The sequence below is a fragment of the Streptomyces sp. NPDC111802 genome (assembly GCF_055634335.1).
Genome location: NZ_JBVKCZ010000021.1, coordinates 52,717 through 72,101 on the forward strand (window position 1 = coordinate 52,717; position 19,385 = coordinate 72,101).

The window sequence follows — 19,385 nt, forward strand, 5'->3', positions numbered from 1 at the left end:
CCGTACGGTCGGGGCGGCGCGCAATGTAGGAGGAGGGAAGCAAGTGCCGGAGCAGCGAACGGCAGAGGACCGATTCGGCCCGGTGGAGGTGGTCGCGGACTTCCTGCGAGGGCGCCGGGAGCAGATCGCCCAGCGCTGGGCCGACGCGGCGGTGTTCCGCACCGTGTTCACCGTCTCCCGGGACGAGGCGGTGGAAGCCGGCCGGGCCGTGGTCGAGGCCCTGGCCGCGGTGGCCGCCTCGGGGCGCGTGGAGGACTCGGAGGCGGACGGATTCACGTTCGTGCGCGAGCAGTTGACCCGTACGGCGCAGTCCCGGGCTCGGGCCGGCGCGACCGCCGGGCAGATCTCGGCCGAGATGGACGCGCTGCGACCGCTCGTCACCGACCTGCTGCTCGAAGAACTCGCCGACGCGCCCTCCGAGCACCGGCGGGAGTGCGTGACGGCCCTGATCGTGCTGATGGGCACGCTGCGCCTGGTCATGCTGGAGGCGACGACGACCGCCGGGCAGGAACTCATCAACCGCCAGCGGCTCGAACTGCTCGAGATCGCCACCCCCGTGATCAAGCTGTGGGAAGGCATCGTCGCCGTACCGCTGATCGGTACGCTCGACAGCGCCCGCACCCAGGTGGTGATGGAGACGCTCTTGGACGCCGTCGTGGAACAGCACGCCCGGATCGCGATCCTTGACATCACCGGAGTGCCGACCGTCGACTCCCTGGTGGCGCAGCACCTGATGAAGACCGTGGCGGCGGCGCGGCTGATGGGGGCGGAGTGCATAGTCTCCGGGATCCGGCCGGCCATCGCGCAGACCATCGTCCACCTCGGCATCGACCTGAGCTCGGTGCTCACCCGCGCCAGCCTCGCGGACGCCCTGGCCTACGCGCTGCAGCAGCACGGCGCGCACATCGTGCCGGACCCGGCCTCGCCCGCGGAGCCCCAGTGACCGGCGCCGCCACCTACCCGCACGAAGGGCATGTGCCCGTACTGCGTCTCGGCGGGATCCTCCTGGTCACCCTCCAAGGGGACCTGTACGACAGCACGGCCGAACGGCTCCGGCAGGACATCGGCGAGACCGTCTCCGACAGCGCGGTCACCGGTGTCGTCATCGACGTCTCCGGTGTCGAGATCGTCGACTCCTTCATGGGCCGTGTCCTCAGTGACGTCGCGGCCATGACCCGGCTGCTGGCCGCGCAGACCGTGGTGGCGGGGATGCGCCCGGCGGTGGCCATCACGCTGGTGGAACTCGGCCTGACCCTGCCGGGGTTGCGCACCGCTCTCAGCACGGAGGAGGCCATGCTCCTGCTCGGCGCCGAGGTGTCGGCCCTGCCCCGTGACGGGCGCGCCCGCCGGGAGCGCCCGTGACCCACAGCACCGGCAGCGTCTCCGCCTGCCTGCCGATCCACTCGGACCTCGACCTGGTCCGGGCGCGGCAGCATGTGCGGCAGGTGACGGCCCAGCTCGGGTTCGGTCTGGTCGAGCAGACCAAACTCGTCACCGCGGCCAGCGAGCTGGCGCGCAACGCCCTCGTCCACGGCGGCGGGGGCCGGATGGAGTGCACCGAGGTGACCAGCGGTGGGATACGGGGACTGCGGCTCGTCTTCAGCGACGAGGGCCCCGGCATCGCGGACCTTGACCAGGCCCTGTCCGACGGCTACACCTCAGGAGAGGGACTGGGGATGGGCCTGGGCGGTGCCCGGCGCCTGGTCCACGAGTTCTCCATCGACAGCCGTCGCGGCGTCGGCACCACCGTGACGGTGACGTCCTGGATCTCCAGGCCGCCCCGTCCGCGCGAGGCGCCCTGATGCCGCGCGTCTGGGAGGTGCCGGTGCACGACTCGACCCGGGTACGCGATGTCCGTATGGCGGCCCGGGACGCGGCCGACCGTGCCAGGCTGCCCGAGGACCGGGTCGCCGCCGCCGAGCTCGTGGCCACCGAACTCGCCACCAACCTGCTGAAGCACGCCGGTGGCGGACGGATACTCCTCGACCTCGTGGGCCCGCCCGTCCCGGCCTACGCCGACGAGAGGATCCCGCTGGTGCAGATCATGGCCGTCGACCACGGGCCCGGCATGTCCGACACCGGCGCGGCACTGCGCGACGGCTACTCGACCGCCGGCTCCCTCGGCGCGGGCCTCGGCACCTGCCTGCGCGCCGCCGACGGCTTCGGCCTGCACAGCGCACCCGGGCGCGGAACCATCGCCATGGCCAGGATCGCCGCTCGGACCGGCCACGACAGCGGCGGCCCGCTCCCGGTGCGGGCGGGCGGAGTCAACGTCCCGCTCGCGGGCGGGGAGTTCTCCGGCGACGCCTGGGCGTCCATACGGACGGCCGACCGCGTGACGCTGATGCTCGCCGACGGTCTCGGCCACGGTCCCGAGGCCGCCCGAGCCTCCTCCGCCGCGGTGGAGGCGCTCCGGAACGCGCCGCACCTGCCCCCGCCCGACCTGCTGCGGCGCATGCACGCAGCCCTGGGCGCCACCAGGGGCGCGGCCGTGGCCATCGCCCAACTCGACATGGCCGCAGGGAAGTTGTCGTTCGCCGGAGTGGGCAACGTGGGCGCACGGCTGCACCACGGCGACACCTGGCGGGGCCTGGTCTCACGCCCCGGCATCGTAGGAGCCCACCTCCCCACGCATCTTCCGCAGCACCAGGAGACCTGGACCGACGGGAGCCTCCTGGTCCTGCACAGTGACGGCCTGCCGAGCCGCTGGAGTCCCGGCCCCGTCGTTCACGCCCAGTCGTCCCTCGACCCCGCCGTGATCGCCGCCTCGATCGTGCGGGACGCCAGCAGCTCCGCCCGGCCGGTACGCGACGACACCGCCGTCGTCGTGCTGAGCCCCTGCCCCTCGGACCGCTCTCCATGAACCGCACCTGGCACGTCCACACCATCACCGACGCCGCGCAGGCCCGCATCGGCACGGCCCGCCTGGCCGTCTCGAGCGGAGTGACCACCGTCGAGCGCGCGCGTCTGGTGACCGCGCTGACCGCACAGCTACGGCAGTGCCTCACCAAGGGAGGCGAGTGGCGGGTCGGCGTGGCGGTGACCCCGGCCCCCGGTGGCGGCGTCTTCCGCGTCGAGGTGGACTCGGCCGCACGCCGCCCGGACGACCTGCGTCCCCCGTGGCAGGCGTCGGTATCCTGCGCCGAGGACGCGGACCTCTCCGGTGAGCCCGCGATCGACGACCCGACCACACTCGCCGAGGCCCTGTTCGGCGCCGACGAGGACGCGGCCCTGCTGCTGGAGCGCCTCGACGAGCAGGAGGCGATGGTCGCCTTCCACCGGGAGGAACTCCACCAGACCAACCAGGGCGTGCTGGCGCTCCACGCCGAGCTGGACGCCGCCGGCCGGGCCCAGCGCGAGCTCTTCGACGCCGAGCAGAAGGCCCGCAAAGAGGCGGAGAACGCCCGCGGCCGACTGACCTTCCTCGCCGATGCCAGCGCCGCGCTGACGGCCTCCCTCAACCACGAGGCCATCGTGCGGTTGCTGCCCGCCCTGCTGGTGCCGCGCTACGCCCGCTCCGTCGACGTATGGCTGTTCGACGACATGGACGACGCCCTGCGCAGCGGTCCCCATGCGGCCGCCGCCGTCCTCGCGGCCCGGCGCGGCCGCCCCCAGTACGCCGCCGACCACCCCGGCCATCTGGCCGGCGTCGACGACCAACCGCCCTCGGCCCTCGACCCCGCCCGGCCCCTGCTGTGCATCCCGCTGCTCACCCGCTGGGCGCCACAGGGCGTCCTCACCCTGTCCGCACCCGACGAGCGCTGGGACGCCGACGACGCCGTCATGCTGATCGAGCTGACCCGAAGAGCCAGCATCGCCCTGGAGAACGCCCGGCGCTTCGAACACAACCGCGACATCGCCGAGACCCTGCAACGCGCCCTGCTCACCGACCTGCCCACCACACCCGGCCTGAGCCTGGCCGCGCGCTACCTCCCGGCCACCCGGGGCCTGAACATCGGCGGTGACTGGTACGACGCCTTCCGCCAGCCCGACGGCAGCCTGATCACCGTCGTCGGAGACGTCACCGGACACGGGCTGCACGCGGCGGTGATGATGAGCCAGCTGCGCACCGCCCTGCGCGCCTACGCCGTCGACGGCAGCAGCCCCGGCCAACTCCTGACCCGGCTGCATCTGTTCCTGCACCGTCTGCGCCTCGACCTCTACGCCACCGCGGTCATCGCACGCTTCCACCCCCACGACCGCACCCTCACCTGGGCCGCCGCCGGGCACCCGCCACCGGTCCTGCGCGCCCCCGACGGCCAGGTGCACACCCTCGACGCCAAACCCGGCGCCATGCTGGGCATCCCCTTGAGACAGGAGATCGCCGACCACACGGCGCCGCTGCCGCCCGGATCGACGCTGGCGCTGTACACCGACGGGCTGGTGGAGCGCCGCGCCCACGGGATCGACCCCGGCATCGAGCGGCTCGCCGAGGCGCTGGGCGGCTTCGGGCCGGGCGAACTCGAAGAGGATCTGGAGGGGTCGGCCGACCGGCTTCTGCATCCGCTGCTGCACGACTCCGAACACGACGACGACGTATGCCTGTTGCTGTGCCATGTGCACGACGACGGGCGTTCGGAGCGGGTGCCCGGGGTCTGAGCCTGCCACGTCAGTTCTCGTTCCCGGTGTTCGCCCCCGGCTCGGTGCCGACGGGGAGTCCGGCCTCGGCAAAGGCGCGCAGAACCTGTTCGAGCCGCTCGGGTGGAAAGCCGTCGAGGGCGGTGGCCAGACGCACCGAAAGCCCCTCGGTGACATCCGCCAGGAACACCCGCCCCCGGTCCGTCACCTCCAGCCGCACCTCGCGCCGGTCGCCGGGCCGCACGCTGCGCCGGAGCAGTCCGGCGGCTTCGAGCCGGTCGCAGAGCCGACTGGCGGTGGGCAGCCCGACACGCAGGTGCTCGGCCAGGGCGGTGAGATTGAGCGCGGGCCGTCGGCGCACGGTCCGCAAGGCGCGTATCTGACGCGGAGACAGGCGCGGACGGACGTCCTCGACGGCCGAGAACCACAGCGCCACCAGGTCCTCCACGACTTCGACGATCTGCTCGCCGACGAGGTGGGAGGGGATCTGGGGATCCTGTTCGCGGCGCATGGTCCGTCATCCTTCGAGTCTCACCGTCGACTCCGGTTTGGATTCATCAGTGCAAGGGCCCTACCCGAAGCGGTCGAGAGTACACAGATGCGACGGCGACGGATGCGAGACCGGGCCTGCCATGCGCTATGAGTGCCGAATCCCGTTCGCAAGGCGAGGGATGAGAACGGCGGAGGGGGCGGCGAGTTCGGCCCATAGCGGCTCCACGTGGGGCAGCGGAGGGGGGCGGGGATCACGTGCTGGGGACGTCGATGCGGCGACGTTACGAAAGGGTCTTATCGGGGCATTCCTTCCCTTTCGTCGGCGTAGCTTCTGCCGCTTCCGGAACTCCCCGGGGATTCACGTGGATCTTGGGACCGACTCCGGCGCCCTGCGGACGTTCGCCCGCGAGAACCGGGCCGACCTCGTCGAGGCCGACCGTGGCCGCGATGAGGGGCCTGGGGTCGACCGTTCCGGACGCGTAGGCCTGGATGGTGGCGTCCAGGGCGGGGGAGGCGGACAGCACGCCGACCGCGGTCACGTCCTTGAGGACCAGCCGGCGGGTGTCGATCCCGCTCGGCTCGCCGGCCAGCCCGATGTACACGACACGACCGCCCGGTTCGACCAACTCCAATGCCCGCTGCGGCAGATGAGCGGCGTTCGAGGCATCGACGACCGCGTTGAAGGGCAGCTGAGGAAGGGAGCGCTCGTCCCACACCTGCTCGAAGCCCAGGGAGCGGGCGAACGCGGGGGAGTTGCCGGGCCGGTCCAGCAGATGGACTTCCGCGCCGGCCGCCCGCAGGAACATCGCGACGAGAAGGCCGATGGCCCCGGGCCCCAGCACCAGAACACGGTCCCCGGCGTGCGGTGCCGCCGCCCGTGCCGCGCGCAGGGCATTGCCGCCGGGCTCGACGAGCGCCCCGAGCGCGGCATCGACCGAGTCGGGCAGAGCGTGCAACGAGGTGGCCGGTACCGCGAGTTGCTCCGCCAGGGCACCGGGCCGCGCCCCGCGGATGCCGACCTCCTGCCGCTTGTCGCACACATGCTGACGGCCGCGCACACAGCGGCGGCAGCCGCCGCAGCCGAGCATCGTGTCGCCCATGACACGGCGCCCGATCCATCCCGGGTCGACACCGTCCCCGACCGCCGCCACCCGCCCGGCCCACTCGTGACCGGGCCGCATCGGATAGCTGGAGTGCCCCTGGTGGAGATAGGCCATGTCGCCGGTGAAGAACTCCATGTCGGTGCCGCACACGCCGACCCGCTCGACGTCGACGACGACTTCACCGGGCGCGGCCACCGGCGCCGGGAGGTCCAGGACCTCGTACGCGCCGGGGGCGGTCAGGACGAAGGCGCGCATCAGGAGTGGGGCTCGCCGAGTGGACCGAGCAGCGCGTCGATCTCGTCGCGGGCCGAGACGAGGGCGGCCGGCGGGGTCACCCGGGTCAGCTCCTCAAGTCCAACACTCTCCGAGAACCGTGGTCTGCCGAACAGCCGTACGTCTGCGTATGCTCCATGGCGTTCCAGACTGTAGACCTCCGTACCGACAGCCGGAAGAGGTCCCATGCTGAGGCTGCGCAGCGCACAGTGGTACGAGGGACAGGACCGCAATGCCTACATCCACCGGGCGTGGATGCGCAGAGGCGTCCCCGGCGACGCCTTCACTGGCCGGCCGCAGATCGCCATCGCCAACACCGCCTCGGACCTGACCCCTTGCAACGCCCACCTCGACGAGGTCGCGTCCTCAGTGCGCGACGGCGTGTACGAGGCGGGCGGCATCCCGCTGGAGCTGCCGGTGGTGTCGCTGGGCGAGACGAACGTCCGTCCCACGGCCATGCTCTGGCGCAACATGGCCGCGATGGCCACGGAGGAGATGCTGCGGGCCAACCCGATCGACGGCGTGGTGCTGCTGGGCGGCTGCGACAAGACGATCCCGTCCCTATTGATGGCCGCCGCGTCGGTGGACCTGCCCGCCGTCGTCGTGCCCGGCGGGCCCATGCTGACCGGGACGTTCCGCGGTACGCCGCTGGGCTGCGGCACCGATGTGTGGCGACTGTCGGAGGAGGTCCGGGCGGGCACGCTCTCGCAGGAGCAGTTCGCACGCTCCGAGTCGGCGATGATCCGCAGCCGAGGCCACTGCAACACCATGGGCACCGCTTCCACGATGGCCCTGGTCGCAGAGGCGCTTGGCACGGTCGTCCCCGGCGTGGCCGGCACCCCTGCCCCCGACAGCCGTCTGCTGGAGGCCGCGCACCGCACGGGCGGGCTGGCCGTGGACATGGTGGCCGCGGACCGCCGACCGGGAACGATCCTCACCAAGGCGTCCTTCCACAACGCGATCGTCGCACTCGCCGCCATCGGCGGTTCCACCAACGCCGTCGTCCACCTCCTGGCCATCGCCGGCCGCCTGGGCATCGACCTCCGCCTCGACGACTTCGACCGTGTCGGCTCCCGCGTCCCGGTCCTGGTCGACCTCCAGCCGGCCGGCCGCTTCCTCATGGAGGACTTCCACCGCGCCGGCGGCCTGCTCGCCGTCCTGCGCGAGGTCCGCGACCTCCTGGACCCCGACGCCCTCACCGTCACGGGCAAGCCGCTCGTCGATTCGCTCGACGACGCCCCGATCTGGGACGGCGAGGTCATCCGCACCCGCACCGAACCCCTCGTCGCCGAGGGCGGCATCGCCGTCCTGCGCGGCAACCTCGCCCCCGACGGAGCGATCGTGAAGCCGGCCGCCGCCTCCCCGCACCTGCTGCGTCACCGCGGCCGGGCCGTCGTCTTCGACTCCATCGAGGACTTCCACGCCCGCATCGACGACTCCGAACTCGACGTCGACGCCGACTCCGTCCTCGTCCTGCGCGGCTGCGGACCCAGGGGCTACCCCGGTATGCCCGAGGTCTCGAACATGCCGCTGCCGAAGAAGCTGCTCGAACAGGGCGTCCGCGACACGGTCCGCGTCTGCGACGGCCGGATGAGCGGTACGGCGTACGGCACGGTCGTCCTGCACGTGGCCCCCGAGGCGGCGGCAGGCGGTCCCCTCGCCCTCGTACATACCGGGGACCACATCACCCTGGACGTCGAAGCGCGCCGCATCGACATCGACGTATCCGCGGACGAGCTCGCTCGCAGAAGCCCCAGCGAGGCCACGGTCACCGCCTACGCCAACCCGCGCCGGGGCTGGGAGCGCCTCTACGTCGATCATGTCCGCCAGGCCGACACCGGCGCCGATCTCGACTTCCTCGTGGGATCCAGCGGTTCGGAGGTGGGCCGCGAGTCGCACTGACCTCGACGGAGAAAGAAAGATCCGCCGAGCCCATGATCACGGGCCCGGCGGAACTGATACGCGGCCCCGTCGTGGGCCGCCGAACATGAACGGGGTCGTTACGCGACGACTCCGCTGTCCTCGATGACGATCTTCTTGCTGGTCGTGCCCGAGCGGCTGCCGAGGGCCTCGATCGCCTTGACGACGTCCTCGCCCTCGACGACCTCACCGAAGACGACGTGCTTGCCGTCCAGCCACGGCGTCGCGACGGTGGTGATGAAGAACTGCGAGCCGTTGGTGCCCGGCCCCGCGTTGGCCATGCTGAGCAGGAACGGCTTGTCGTGCTTCAGCTGGAAGTTCTCGTCCGCGAACTTCTCACCGTAGATGCTCTTGCCGCCGGTGCCGTTGCCGTTGGTGAAGTCACCGCCCTGCAGCATGAACTCCGGGATCACCCGGTGGAAGGGCGCACCCTTGTAGCCGAAGCCGTGCTGGCCCGTCGCCAGCTCACGGAAGTTACGTGCGGTCTTGGGCACGACGTCGTCATACAGCCGGAAGACGATGCGGCCCATGTCCTCGCCATTGGCCGAAATCTTGAAGAAAACGTTCTCGCTCATGCTGCGGATTCTCCATCAGAGACGGCGTCAGGTCGAACAGGCCCGGCGTGGCGATCACCACTCCGCGCACCGAGAAGGGACGAATCGGTCCCTCAACGGATGTACAGGCCTTCGAGTAGCGCCGTCAGATAGCGGCGGGCGGTGTCGACACGAGCCTCGGGTTCGCCATGGACATGGGCGGCGAAGGCGACCCCACACATCAGCGGGACCAGATCCGCGGAGGTCAGGTCGGTGCGCACCACCCCGGCGCCATGGGCCCGCTCGAGCAAGCGGCCCCCGACCGACCAAAGGGTCTGCTTGAGTTCGGTGGTGCGAGGCAGCGCGTCGGTGGGCGCGGCCGCGACCGGGGGCAGGGAGGCGTCGGTGACCTGAGCCTCGATGGTGCGGGTCAGGAAGCCGGCGAGGGCACGCCTGGGGTCGTCGTCGGCCAGCGCCCCCTCGCCATGGGCGACGAGCGCCTCCAGGGTGGGAGTGGCGACCGTTTCCAGAAGCGCCTCGGCGGTGGGGAAGTGGCGGTAGACGGTGCCGACACCCATCTGCACACGCCGGGCAATGTCGTTGAGCTGCAGGGGCGTGCCCTCGTCCACGAGTTCGCGCGCCACGGCGACGATCCGCTCCCAGTTGCGAGCGGCGTCCCTGCGCAGGGGGCTGGTCGTCATGGCGGAAGTCTATCTGGATGACTCATCCGCATTGCCGGGGCGCATGATCCGGATGAGCCGCCCGCTTCTCGGTACGGCCAACTACCGGTCAACTACCGGTCGGCGCCGGGGATGGGAGCGAGGCGCTCACTGAGCTTCCGTACCGCCTCGGCGATGCGGGGATCCGTCGCCGGGCGGACCGGAGGCACGGGCTGCGCCTGGGGTCCGATGACGACGCCGGTCCTGCCGCTCAGCGAGTCGTCGATCGCGGCGAAGACCGAGGGACGGGCCGCCACGGACGCCGGGCCCGAGGTCGAGCGTTCGAACTTACGCCGGACCAGCGGCCACAGCAGCCGCAGCCCCGGCGAGACGATCTTCGGATCGCGCATGGTGCTGTTGGTCATGTCGGTCGCGGCTCCGCCCGGGTCCGCCGCGAAGACCGAGACGTCCGTGCCGTCGAGCCGGCCGGCCAGCTCCAGTGTGTAGGCGAGGTTGGCGAGCTTGGCGCGGCCGTACCAGTGGAAGCCGTAGTAGCCACCCGGCGGCTCGACGGCCTCGAAGACGCGCTTGGCGACCCCGATCGCGCCCGAGGTGACGTTCACGATCCGGCTCGGCGCACCGGCTCGCAGCGCGGGCAGCAGCAGCTCGGTCAGCAGATACGGCGAAAGGTGGTTGACGGCGAACGACGCCTCGATCCCGTCGACCGAGTCCTGCCGGTCCGGGAACATCGCCCCGACGTTGTTGACCAGCACGGTCAGGGGACCGCCGGCGGCGATCCTGCCGGCGAGATCGCGAACGTCGTCGAGGGAGGAGAGATCGGCGGCCAGGAATCGCGCGGAGTGCAACGGTCCGGTGGCATTGATCCGTTCGATCGCACGGGCACCGCGCTCGGCGTTGCGCCCCACCACGGTGACCGCGAGGCCGGCATCGGCGAGGCCTATGGCGGTCTCCAACCCGATTCCCGCCGTTCCTGCGGTGACCACTGCTGTCTGCTTCATCGCACGATCCGTTCTGCGTATGTGGATGACCTATCCGGTTGACGCCACAATAACAGATCCGGATTTGTTATCCGCTTCAGTGAGGGGCAGGGCGAGGCAGCGCACGGACCCTGTGGCCCAGGCCGCCCGCGAGGTGCTCGAAGCGGCGTCGGAGGCCAACTCGGGCCCCATTCCTCCCGTACGACACAGCCGGCCTCCAAGACCACAACCGGGTCTCGAAGGCCGACCGTTGAGGGCCCCGAATCAACCAGCGGCGTCCGGGTGGACGCTCCGGGCCCCTTTCTTCATGATCCGCGGTGTCAGCAGCTGCCGACCCACCGGTTCGATTCGCCGCTGTCGTTGGCGACGAGGTCCCAGGTGTTCCCCCAGCCGCGGTCCAGGCAGAAGCTGGTCGAGGCATTGCCCGGGAGGTCGGGATAGGTCATGACGCGTACAGAACTGGGGTAGTCGGGTGTGCCGTTGTTGAACCAGGACGAGTCGTTGTCCGCGATGTACGCGTTGGAGGTCTGCTTCCACTCGGCGTTGCTGTAGAAGAACTGGGCGACGCCCCAGCCGCCCTGCTGGAAGTTGATGTCGCGGTAGACACACAGCGCCCCGTACGAACAGCCTGCCGGGGCAGGGCCGTTGTACCAGGTTGGCGCCGCCTGGGCGGGCGAGGGCGAGAGGGCGATCATGGCCGAGATCGCGCTGCTTCGCGACCTGTGGCGGCACGAGTCACCAGCGGCGGGTAGCCCGGAGAGCGTGGCGAGCCCTGCAAATAGGGGGACTTGGCCGAGGGGGCCCGCCGGGAGGCTATACGCTCCGGTTCTGTGACCGGAATCGATCTTGTGAACGGGATTGTCGGGGCCGTTTGCGGCGTCATCGTGGCGATCCTGTTCCAACAGCCCCTTCAGGACGCCTGGTTCAGGCTACGCCGCCGCTTCGCCACCAGGGTGCGCAGCCTGACGTACCGTGAGGACGCAGCCCCGTCGACCTCGTGGTCGACCTTCTCGATCGGGCCGCTGCACACCACGGCTCTCGTCGTCGAGGGCGACGGCGAGCAGGCCATCGCGTCCGAATCGGTCAGAGTCCAAGTGCTGGAGGAAGAGGTGGTCCTGCCCGCGGACATGGCGCCGTGGCGGGCGGAGATCGAGGCGGAGGAGGAGCGGGCGGAGGCGTCCGGCACGCGCGTGCGCACCTGGAACGGTCCCCGGTACGCCGTGGAGGGTCTGGAGATCTCCCGCACCGCGCTCGAAGAGCACCCGGAAGTCCGACTGCGGCTGCGCCCCACCGACTACTTCACCTTCCTGGCGGCGCAGCAGCTCGACCGCAGACTTCCCGACGGAACCACGCCACGTCGGCGGTACCTCGACCCCGACCACCCGCTGGACGCCCCCGCCTTCCTGCAGTGCAGCTTCGGCGTGAACATAGCCGTGGTCACAGCCGATCATCTGCTCGTCGTCAGCCGACGGGCCGAGGCCGTGCGCTCCGGCCCGGGCCTGTGGGGCTCGTCGGTGAACGAGGGACTCTCCCGCCACATCGACTCGGCCGGCCGCAACGCACCTGATCTGCACGAGGTGGCGCGCCGCGGCATGCGCGAGGAACTCTCCCTGGAGCCGCACGAGTACACACTGACGATGCTGGCCTTCGTGCTGGACGTCGAACGCCGCCAGTGGAGCGTCCACTTCACCGCACACCTCGCAGGGCTGACCGGCGATGCCCTGCGATCCCGCATCTCACACGGAGTCGCCGACAGATGGGAGCACCAGAGCATCGAGTACGTACCGTTCCGCCCGGCGGACGTGGTGCGCTACCTCCTGCGCCCGGACCGCCTCCACCGCTGGGCCCCCGTCACCCCGGCCCTGTTCCACCTGGCCCTGGTCCACACCCACGGCCGCAGCGCCGTGGAACGCGCCGAGGCCCAGGCGGTGCGCCGCCTGCACTAGCGTTCCGGCGACGATGACGATGTCGCAAGCACAGTCCGTCCGATTGGCCATGGTCGCGTGAACCCGTACAAGAAGGCCACGTACAACCCTCCGGGGACATGAATGGTCTTTACCACCGTACGAACCAAAACAGACCATCCAGTACAACTCGGTTCCACGGGGGAACACATGAGCATGGCCCGCACCCAGCACGCCACCACCACCCGCACCCGATACGCCGCGACGGCGGCCGTCACCTTCGCGATGGCGGCGGTCCTCGGGACCGCCTCTGCCGGAACCTCCAACGCCGGCACCGCGGCGCCGCAGACGCGGCAGATCGCCTCGTCCGTCCTCGGGAGCGACTACAAGATCACGCTCACCGCCCAGCGCTCCACGCAGGACCAATACGCCGCCTCCGTACGGCTTCAGGTCTACACGCAGAGCGGGGGCGCCTGGAAGGAGTCCGACCGAGTCACCGTGGGCGAGGTCGACGGGTGGTTCTGGTACCCGCTGACGGGCAGTGGCGCTGTCTGCGAGTTCTCCACGGCGAGCACGGAGCCGGCGCCGCTGACGGTGAGCCTGCTGATCACACCGTCCATCGGCTGCTCCGAGCCGACGCATTACGTCGTGAAGGAGGGCAGGGTGTTCGCCGGCTGACGCTTCGGCTGAGCGACCTTGTGGCCAGGTCGCCGTGTGCTGTGCACGTGGCCGTTCGCCGCTAACCCCTCTGTCCCTGTTGTTCCTCCTCCGGCGCCACCACCGCCTGAGTGAAGGGAATCCGAGCCAGCGCGAGAACCCCGGTGGCGATCAGGGCCACGCCGAGGAGCTGGGGCAGCAGCCACCATCCGGTGCGGACGGTCTCCTCGTACAGGGTGATGCCGAGCGCGAGGCTGACGAGTGCGTCGCCGAGGGTGAGCGCGGGCTGGGAGGCGACCAGCGGACCGGCCTGCATGGCGTTCTCCAGCAGGAACAGCGCGCACACGCCGGTCGCGGCGAAGGGTACGTCTGCCAGGCGGCGAAGAAGCCGGCCGGCCCTTGATCGTCGAGGATGTGCGTGGAGGACTTCATCAGCGCCGCGGTCATGGCATAACTGATGGCCGCGGCGGCACCCAGACAGGCGGCGCGGGCGCGCCCCTCCGGCCGTCGGAGGGCGGCGAGAGCGAGGGCGAACACCAAGCCCATGCACACGGCGAGCGCGGGGATCCAGCGATCCAATGGAACCTGCGTGCGATTGCCGGTGGGAGCTGCGGCGGCCAGCGCGACCGCCAGCCCTGCCACGACCGCCATCACGGCGAGCCAGCCCATGCCTGACAGGTGCCGTTGCATCAGCAGTGAGGCGACGATGAGGGTGAGCGGCAGTTCCAGCACGAACAACGGCTGCACGATCGTCAGCGGCCCGGTCGCCAACGCCAACGCCTGACAAACGGCGGCAGCGATCACCGCGAGGATGCCGGCCAGCCAGATGGGCCGACGCAGCAGGTCGAGCATCAGCCCGGCCCGGAAACCTTGGGAGCGCGGCACGGTGAGCGCCGCCTTGCGTTGCAGCACCGTCGCGACGGCGTTGCTGAATGCCGCGCAGAGCGCGAAGACGACGGACAGCGTCGTGTGCAGCGTGGCCACCTCCCGGGCCGACGGGCGCGCGACGCTGGCTGGCTTCCTACTGCCATGGTCACCTGGAGGAAGGTGGTGGCGCGATCGGAGTCGTTCGTTGCGGGGTGTTGATCATCGACCGCATGGAGCCTGCGGCGCATGTTGAGCAGCGAACGCGCCCAGATCGCGGCGTGCCGTCGCCTCGGCCGGGTGGGTCAGGCCACCGGCGCCTGACCCACCCGGTTCCCTCGACGACCGGGAGGGCGAGGAACTCCCTCCGCGCGTACCGCAGTTCAGACTCGGCAACCCGCCGCACGGCGCGCTGAAGCCATCCTCGCCTCCTACGCCGCCGCGAATCGCCACCCCGGCTGTCGGGTTCAGGTCGGATACGGCAGGTCGGCCTCCGAAGTGCCGGCGGGCCGGGTGTGCACGGTGGCGTCCGGGCCGCCGATCCGCACCTGCCACGGGTGCGGGCTGTCGGTGGTCACGTGCAGGCGGTCGCCCCGGCGGCGCAGGTGGAAGCGGGCCGTCTCACCGGGGCCGTCGGTGCCGGGGATCACCACGGTCCGCTCGGCGCCGTCGGCGAAGGCGTGCACCCGCAGTTCGACGCCGTCCGCCCAGGCGGAAACCGGGTGCTGGTCGTCGGCGGCCAGCGCGATGACCGAGTCCGGGCGGGCCAGCAGTGGCAGGGTGTGGAAGCCGTGCTGCTCACGGACCCAGCGCGGACCGGTGACCTGAGCGCCCGTCAGCACGTTGGTCCAGGTGCCTTCCGGGACGTAGTACTCGACTGTGCCGTCGTCGGTGAAGACGGGCGCGACGAGCAGGTCGTCGCCGAGCATGTACTGCCGGTCGAGGGTGGCGGCGGCCGGGTCGTCGGGGTACTCCAGCACCATGGCGCGCATCACCGGGACACCGGTGGTGTGCGCCTGCTGCGCGGCGCGCTGGAGGTACGGCGCGAGGCGGTGCTTGAGCAGAGTGAACTCGCGGGTGACGTCGACGGCTTCCTCGCCGTAGTCCCACGGCACACGGTACGACTTGCTGCCGTGCAGGCGGCTGTGCGAGGAGAGCAGCCCGAACTGCACCCAGCGCTTGAACACGGCCGGGGTCGGGGTGCCCTCGAAGCCGCCGATGTCATGGCTCCAGAAACCGAAGCCGGACAGGCCGAGGGAGAGTCCGCCGCGCAGCGACTCGGCCATGGCGTTGAAGTGGGACTCGCAGTCGCCGCCCCAGTGGACCGGGTACTGCTGGCCGCCCGCCGTGGCGGAGCGGGCGAACAGCAGCGCCTCGCCCTCGCCTCGCTCGGCTCGGAGCAGTTCGAAGACGGCCTGGTTGAAGAGGTGGGTGTAGTAGTTGTGCATTCGCTCCGGGTCGGAGCCGTCGTGCCAGACGACGTCGGTGGGGATGCGCTCGCCGAAGTCGGTCTTGAAGCAGTCCACGCCCTGGTCGAGCAGCGTCTTGAGTTTGCCGACGTACCAGTCGCGGGCGGCCGGGTTGGTGAAGTCCACCAGGGCCATACCGGGCTGCCACAGGTCCCACTGCCACACGCTGCCGTCCGGGCGCCGCACCAGATGGCCCTCGCGCATGCCCTCGTCGAACATCGCCGACTTCTGCGCGATGTACGGGTTGATCCAGGCGGAGATCCGCAGTCCCTGCTGCTTGAGCCTGCCCAGCATCCCGGCCGGGTCGGGGAAGGTGTCGGAGTCCCAGTCGAAGTCGCACCACTGGTAGCCGCGCATCCAGAAGCAGTCGAAGTGGAAGACGCTCAGCGGGATGCCGCGCTCGGCCATGCCGTCGACGAAGCGGTTGACGGTGGCCTCGTCGTAGTCGGTGGTGAAGGAGGTGGTCAGCCACAGGCCGAGCGCCCAGGCCGGGGGCAGGGCGGGGCGGCCGGTGAGCGCGGTGTAGCGCTGAAGGATCTGCTTCGGGGTCGGGCCGTGGACGACGAAGAACTCAAGAGACTGGTCCTCGACGCTGAACTGGACCTGCCCGACCGACTCGGAGCCGATCTCGTAGCTGACCTTGCCGGGGTGGTTGACGAAGACGCCGTAACCGCGGTTGGTCAGGTGGAACGGGATGTTCTTGTACGCCTGCTCGCTGCTGGTGCCGCCATCCGCCTGCCAGATGTCCACCGTCTGCCCGTTCTTGACGAACGGCGTGAACCGCTCACCCAGCCCGTACACCGACTCGCCCACGCCCAGGGTGAGTTGCCCGAGCATGAAGTGCCGGCCGGCGGCGTCGGTGACGAAGCCGGTGCCGCGCTCGCCCAGGGAGGTCAGCGTCCGCCCGTCGGCGGTGAACTCCAGGTGCCATGGCCGGGAGGTGTCCACCCGCAGCGACAGTTCGCCCGCACTGAGCTCGACCACCGCGCCGTCCCGGCACACCTTTCCCGCGTCCGGTTGCGCGCCGGGCAGCGCGAACTCCGGCCCCCGGCGCACCGAACCGGCGTGGTGGGTGGCACGTACCCCGATCACGCCCTCGGCCGGCGACCAGCACTCGACCGTCAGCAGCGCGCTGTTGAGCATGCCACCGCGGCCGCGCACATGCTTCACCGGCGCGTACAGGGTCATCCGGTGCTCGTCGGCCCGGACGTCCGCGACCTCGGTGGCGTAGTGCGCGGTGACGCCCGGACGCATCAGCCAGTAGCCGTCGGTGAACTTCATGGGGTGGTTTCCTCCATCCGCGCGCGGTGCGCGGTGATCAGGCCCCGGTACCAGTGGTAGCTGTCCTTGGGCGTTCGGGTCAGCGTCTCGAAGTCGACGTGGGCGAGGCCCGACCAGGCGTAGTAGCCACGCACGCGCTGGTCCAACGGGAGCCCATCAACGAGCTGGAGAGGCATCGATTGGTGAAGCGCTTCGACGCTGTCACCGCCTGAGATGCGATGTCAATGCCCGGCAGGAAAGAAGGTTCCATCGCCTGCCGCCTCTTGTTTCGCCGGAAATTCGTCATTAACTTGCGTTCTCGTGTGAAGCGCTTCGACGACCCGCCGAAGGGGCTGCTGCCATGAGTCACCACAGACGACGTCGCCTTCACCGGTCGGCGTCGCCGGATCGGCTGCGAGCCGCTGACCGCCCACCACCACCCACCACCTCCCCGTCCCTGCCGCACGTCTCTCGAGGGCCTCGCATGACCGATCTCCCCGCGCGCGTCCTGTTCGGCGCCGCCTACTACCACGAGTACCAGCCCTACGAGCGGCTCAAGGCCGACCTCGATCTCATGGCGGAGGCGAAGTTCACCGTCATCCGCGTAGGCGAGTCGGTCTGGTCCACCTGGGAACCGGAGAACGGCCGGTTCGAACTCGACTGGCTGCAACCCGTCCTCGACGGCGCCCACGAGCGCGGCATCTCCGTCGTCCTCGGCACTCCCACCTACGCGGTGCCGCCGTGGCTGGCCCGGCAGTACCCGGAGATCGCCGCCGAGGACGCCGCCGGGCGCCGCGCCGCGTGGGGCGCCCGGCAGGAGGTCGACTTCACGCACCCGGCCTTCCGTTTCCACGCGGAGCGGGTGATCCGCGCGATCGTGGCCCGTTACGCCGCCCACCCCGCGGTCATCGGCTTCCAGGTCGACAACGAGCCCGGCCCGCGACTGCCGCACAACCACGGCGTCTTCCAGCGGTTCGTGGACGACCTGCGGCAGCGGTACGGCGATGTGGAGAACCTCAACCGCGAGTGGGGGCTGGTGTACTGGTCGCACCGGCTGTCCACGTGGGCCGACCTGTGGACCCCGGAGGGCAACGCGCAACCGCAGTACGACCTGGCCTGGCAGGCGTTCCAGGCGCGTCAGACCACCGAGTTCATCGCCTGGCAGGCGGGCATCGTGCGCGAGTACGCGAGGCCCGGCCAGTTCGTCACCACGTGCCTCGCCTACGGCTCCCCGGGGCTCGAGGACGACGAGATGACCGACGCCCTGGACGTCACCGCGGGCAACCCGTACTACGACATGCAGGACAGTCTCACGATGCCCGAGCCGCCGCGCGAGAAGCTGCCGCAGCAGTGGATGGCGTACGGGGCGTGGGCGCTGCACCACAGCGCCGACCGGATCTACTCCTCGCGCCAGGAGCCGTTCCTGATCACGGAGACCAACGCCCAGGCCATCGGCGGCAGTTCGGACAACCGGCCCGCCTTCGACGGCCAGTGGCGGCAGGCCGCGTGGGCGCTGGTCGCGCGCGGGGCCCGCATGATCGAGTACTGGCACTGGCACACACTGCACTTCGGCACCGAGACGTACTGGGGCGGCATCCTCCCGCACAGCGGACGACCGGGCCGCGTCTACGGTGAACTCGCCCGCCTGGGCGCCGAGTTCGAGCGGGCCGGGGACCTGGTCGCCGGGCTCGCACCGGACGCGGACATCGCGATGGTGTACTCGACGCCGAGCAAGTGGCTGATGCGCAAGCACCCGCCGCTCGCAGGCCCCGACGGCGGTCCGGACGGGGGTGCCTACGAGGGCATCTTCGAGCCGTTCTACCGGGGCGCGTTCGAGGCGGGGCGCCAGGTACGGATCCTGCACGCCCGTCAGTTGCACGACCCGCGCGGCGAACGCCCAGGACTGGCACCGGAGTCGGCGGCCGAACTGCACCCCGTGCTCATCGCTCCCGCGCTGTACGTGGCGGACGACGGGATGCTCGACTGGCTGGGCTCCTACGCGGAGGCGGGCGGCCACCTCGTCCTCGGTCCCCGCACCGGCTACGGCGACCATGAGGCGAGGGCACGCCACGAGGTGAAACCGGCGCGACTGGTGCGGGCCGCGGGCGTCCGGTACGACGAGTTCAGCAACCTGCACGCCGACCTGCCGCTGCGCACCGCACCGGACAGCCCGCTCCAGCTGCCGGACGACGCGGTGGCCACCCGTTGGGTGGAGGGCCTGGCCGTCGAGGACGCCGACGTCCTGGCCGAGTACGACCACCCGCACTTCGGGCGCTGGCCCGCCGTCACCATCCGCCGCCACGGCGCGGGCCGCGTCACATGCGTGGGCACCGTGCCCGGCCGCGATCTGGCCCGCGCGCTCGCCGAGTGGCTCGCGCCCTCCCCGCGCAGCGGCTGGCAGGACCTGCCGGACTCCGTCACCGTCGCCACCGGCACCGCCCCCGACGGCCGGCGCGTCCATGTCGTCCACAACTGGAGCTGGCAGCCGGCCACCGCCCAGGCCCCGGTGGACCTGACCGACGCCCTGGACGGCAGCGTGGCCCCGGCCGGTACGTCCGTCCGCCTCGGTGCCTGGGACGTGCGCGTCCTCGCCGCCGCACCGGGGTCTGCCGCCGAGGACCGGTGACCTCCGCAAACAGGCCCTCCAGGTCGACAACGAGCCAACCAGGCGACGC

At 70.9% G+C, this 19,385-nt stretch carries 18 protein-coding genes and 1 pseudogene; 9 read left to right on the forward strand and 10 right to left on the reverse strand.

The window, feature by feature from the left end; translation table 11 throughout:
- The first annotated feature begins 43 nt into the window (after positions 1 to 43).
- The 5 genes from ACZ7NC_RS23625 to ACZ7NC_RS23645 are packed head-to-tail and all read left to right on the forward strand — an operon-like array spanning position 44 to position 4,599.
- Positions 44 to 943, forward strand: a complete 900-nt coding sequence (locus ACZ7NC_RS23625) for an STAS domain-containing protein (RefSeq protein WP_471490974.1) — start codon at positions 44 to 46, stop codon at positions 941 to 943.
- Positions 940 to 1,362, forward strand: a complete 423-nt coding sequence (locus ACZ7NC_RS23630) for an STAS domain-containing protein (RefSeq protein WP_471490976.1) — start codon at positions 940 to 942, stop codon at positions 1,360 to 1,362. Before ACZ7NC_RS23625 ends, ACZ7NC_RS23630 begins: the two co-directional genes overlap by 4 nt.
- Positions 1,359 to 1,802 (forward strand): anti-sigma regulatory factor, encoded by a 444-nt coding sequence (locus ACZ7NC_RS23635; RefSeq protein ID WP_471490978.1) that lies wholly within the window; start codon positions 1,359 to 1,361, stop codon positions 1,800 to 1,802. The genes ACZ7NC_RS23630 and ACZ7NC_RS23635 overlap by 4 nt, the downstream gene beginning before the upstream one ends.
- A complete protein-coding gene (locus tag ACZ7NC_RS23640; protein WP_471490980.1) occupies positions 1,802 to 2,863 on the forward strand; it encodes a SpoIIE family protein phosphatase in 1,062 nt (353 codons plus the stop codon). The genes ACZ7NC_RS23635 and ACZ7NC_RS23640 overlap by 1 nt, the downstream gene beginning before the upstream one ends.
- Positions 2,860 to 4,599: a PP2C family protein-serine/threonine phosphatase gene (locus tag ACZ7NC_RS23645; RefSeq protein WP_471490982.1), complete on the forward strand. Its 1,740-nt coding sequence runs from the start codon at positions 2,860 to 2,862 to the stop codon at positions 4,597 to 4,599. Before ACZ7NC_RS23640 ends, ACZ7NC_RS23645 begins: the two co-directional genes overlap by 4 nt.
- Before the next feature lie 10 nt (positions 4,600 to 4,609).
- Here ACZ7NC_RS23645 and ACZ7NC_RS23650 read toward each other — a convergent pair whose 3' ends face one another.
- From ACZ7NC_RS23650 to ACZ7NC_RS23660, 3 genes are all read right to left on the reverse strand, one after another.
- Entirely contained in the window at positions 4,610 to 5,089 is a 480-nt protein-coding gene (locus ACZ7NC_RS23650; protein ID WP_471490983.1) for a MarR family winged helix-turn-helix transcriptional regulator, read from the reverse strand.
- 262 nt (positions 5,090 to 5,351) lie between these two features.
- On the reverse strand, positions 5,352 to 6,428 hold the full coding sequence (locus tag ACZ7NC_RS23655) for a zinc-dependent alcohol dehydrogenase (protein WP_471490985.1): 1,077 nt from the start codon (positions 6,426 to 6,428) through the stop codon (positions 5,352 to 5,354).
- Positions 6,428 to 6,634 carry a hypothetical protein gene (locus tag ACZ7NC_RS23660; RefSeq protein WP_471490987.1) on the reverse strand — a complete coding sequence of 69 codons (207 nt, stop codon included), beginning with the start codon at positions 6,632 to 6,634 and terminating at the stop codon, positions 6,428 to 6,430. Before ACZ7NC_RS23660 ends, ACZ7NC_RS23655 begins: the two co-directional genes overlap by 1 nt.
- On the opposite strand from ACZ7NC_RS23660, the gene ACZ7NC_RS23665 reads away from it, so the two are divergent.
- Entirely contained in the window at positions 6,633 to 8,348 is a 1,716-nt protein-coding gene (locus ACZ7NC_RS23665; protein WP_471490989.1) for an IlvD/Edd family dehydratase, read from the forward strand. The two genes, ACZ7NC_RS23660 and ACZ7NC_RS23665, sit on opposite strands and share 2 nt — an antisense overlap.
- Before the next feature lie 98 nt (positions 8,349 to 8,446).
- On the opposite strand, the gene ACZ7NC_RS23670 is transcribed toward ACZ7NC_RS23665, so the two are convergent.
- The 4 genes from ACZ7NC_RS23670 to ACZ7NC_RS23685 all read right to left on the reverse strand — a co-directional run bounded on the left by ACZ7NC_RS23670 (position 8,447) and on the right by ACZ7NC_RS23685 (position 11,251).
- Positions 8,447 to 8,941, reverse strand: coding sequence for a peptidylprolyl isomerase (locus ACZ7NC_RS23670; RefSeq protein ID WP_471490991.1), 495 nt, complete (start codon positions 8,939 to 8,941; stop codon positions 8,447 to 8,449).
- 92 nt (positions 8,942 to 9,033) lie between these two features.
- Complete coding sequence (locus ACZ7NC_RS23675) at positions 9,034 to 9,600, reverse strand: TetR/AcrR family transcriptional regulator (protein WP_471490993.1); 567 nt, start codon at positions 9,598 to 9,600, stop codon at positions 9,034 to 9,036.
- A 92-nt stretch (positions 9,601 to 9,692) separates the two neighbouring features.
- A complete protein-coding gene (locus ACZ7NC_RS23680) occupies positions 9,693 to 10,577 on the reverse strand; it encodes an SDR family NAD(P)-dependent oxidoreductase (protein WP_471490995.1) in 885 nt (294 codons plus the stop codon).
- Positions 10,578 to 10,876: 299 nt separating this feature from the next.
- Entirely contained in the window at positions 10,877 to 11,251 is a 375-nt protein-coding gene (locus ACZ7NC_RS23685; protein WP_471490997.1) for a peptidase inhibitor family I36 protein, read from the reverse strand.
- 135 nt (positions 11,252 to 11,386) lie between these two features.
- Here ACZ7NC_RS23685 and ACZ7NC_RS23690 point away from each other — a divergent pair, with 135 nt between their 5' ends.
- Together ACZ7NC_RS23690 and ACZ7NC_RS23695 are read left to right on the forward strand one after the other, a co-directional pair.
- Positions 11,387 to 12,502 carry a hypothetical protein gene (locus ACZ7NC_RS23690; protein WP_471490998.1) on the forward strand — a complete coding sequence of 372 codons (1,116 nt, stop codon included), beginning with the start codon at positions 11,387 to 11,389 and terminating at the stop codon, positions 12,500 to 12,502.
- Between the two features lie 174 nt (positions 12,503 to 12,676).
- The gene (locus tag ACZ7NC_RS23695) at positions 12,677 to 13,138 is read left to right on the forward strand and encodes a hypothetical protein (protein ID WP_471491000.1); all 462 of its coding nucleotides are present in this window, start codon (positions 12,677 to 12,679) and stop codon (positions 13,136 to 13,138) included.
- Positions 13,139 to 13,199: 61 nt separating this feature from the next.
- Here ACZ7NC_RS23695 and ACZ7NC_RS23700 read toward each other — a convergent pair.
- From ACZ7NC_RS23700 to ACZ7NC_RS23710, 3 genes and pseudogenes are all read right to left on the reverse strand, one after another.
- Positions 13,200 to 14,092: pseudogene (locus ACZ7NC_RS23700) on the reverse strand (DMT family transporter).
- 356 nt (positions 14,093 to 14,448) lie between these two features.
- Complete coding sequence (yicI, locus tag ACZ7NC_RS23705) at positions 14,449 to 16,731, reverse strand: alpha-xylosidase (RefSeq protein WP_471491002.1); 2,283 nt, start codon at positions 16,729 to 16,731, stop codon at positions 14,449 to 14,451.
- On the reverse strand, positions 16,728 to 16,877 hold the full coding sequence (locus tag ACZ7NC_RS23710) for a hypothetical protein (RefSeq protein WP_471491004.1): 150 nt from the start codon (positions 16,875 to 16,877) through the stop codon (positions 16,728 to 16,730). Before ACZ7NC_RS23710 ends, yicI begins: the two co-directional genes overlap by 4 nt.
- A 317-nt stretch (positions 16,878 to 17,194) precedes the next feature.
- On the opposite strand from ACZ7NC_RS23710, the gene ACZ7NC_RS23715 reads away from it, so the two are divergent.
- Entirely contained in the window at positions 17,195 to 19,336 is a 2,142-nt protein-coding gene (locus ACZ7NC_RS23715; RefSeq protein ID WP_471491005.1) for a beta-galactosidase, read from the forward strand.
- Positions 19,337 to 19,385 lie beyond the last annotated feature (49 nt).

Coding starts and splice junctions, on each gene's coding strand:
- ACZ7NC_RS23640 (WP_471490980.1), top strand. CDS start 1,802: ATGCCGCGCGTCTGGGAGGTGCCGGTGCACGACTCGACCCGGGTACGC.
- ACZ7NC_RS23645 (WP_471490982.1), top strand. CDS start 2,860: ATGAACCGCACCTGGCACGTCCACACCATCACCGACGCCGCGCAGGCC.
- ACZ7NC_RS23650 (WP_471490983.1), bottom strand. CDS start 5,089: ATGCGCCGCGAACAGGATCCCCAGATCCCCTCCCACCTCGTCGGCGAG.
- ACZ7NC_RS23655 (WP_471490985.1), bottom strand. CDS start 6,428: ATGCGCGCCTTCGTCCTGACCGCCCCCGGCGCGTACGAGGTCCTGGAC.
- ACZ7NC_RS23665 (WP_471490989.1), top strand. CDS start 6,633: ATGCTGAGGCTGCGCAGCGCACAGTGGTACGAGGGACAGGACCGCAAT.
- ACZ7NC_RS23660 (WP_471490987.1), bottom strand. CDS start 6,634: ATGGGACCTCTTCCGGCTGTCGGTACGGAGGTCTACAGTCTGGAACGC.
- ACZ7NC_RS23670 (WP_471490991.1), bottom strand. CDS start 8,941: ATGAGCGAGAACGTTTTCTTCAAGATTTCGGCCAATGGCGAGGACATG.
- ACZ7NC_RS23675 (WP_471490993.1), bottom strand. CDS start 9,600: ATGACGACCAGCCCCCTGCGCAGGGACGCCGCTCGCAACTGGGAGCGG.
- ACZ7NC_RS23680 (WP_471490995.1), bottom strand. CDS start 10,577: ATGAAGCAGACAGCAGTGGTCACCGCAGGAACGGCGGGAATCGGGTTG.
- ACZ7NC_RS23685 (WP_471490997.1), bottom strand. CDS start 11,251: ATGATCGCCCTCTCGCCCTCGCCCGCCCAGGCGGCGCCAACCTGGTAC.
- ACZ7NC_RS23695 (WP_471491000.1), top strand. CDS start 12,677: ATGGCCCGCACCCAGCACGCCACCACCACCCGCACCCGATACGCCGCG.
- yicI (WP_471491002.1), bottom strand. CDS start 16,731: ATGAAGTTCACCGACGGCTACTGGCTGATGCGTCCGGGCGTCACCGCG.
- ACZ7NC_RS23715 (WP_471491005.1), top strand. CDS start 17,195: ATGACCGATCTCCCCGCGCGCGTCCTGTTCGGCGCCGCCTACTACCAC.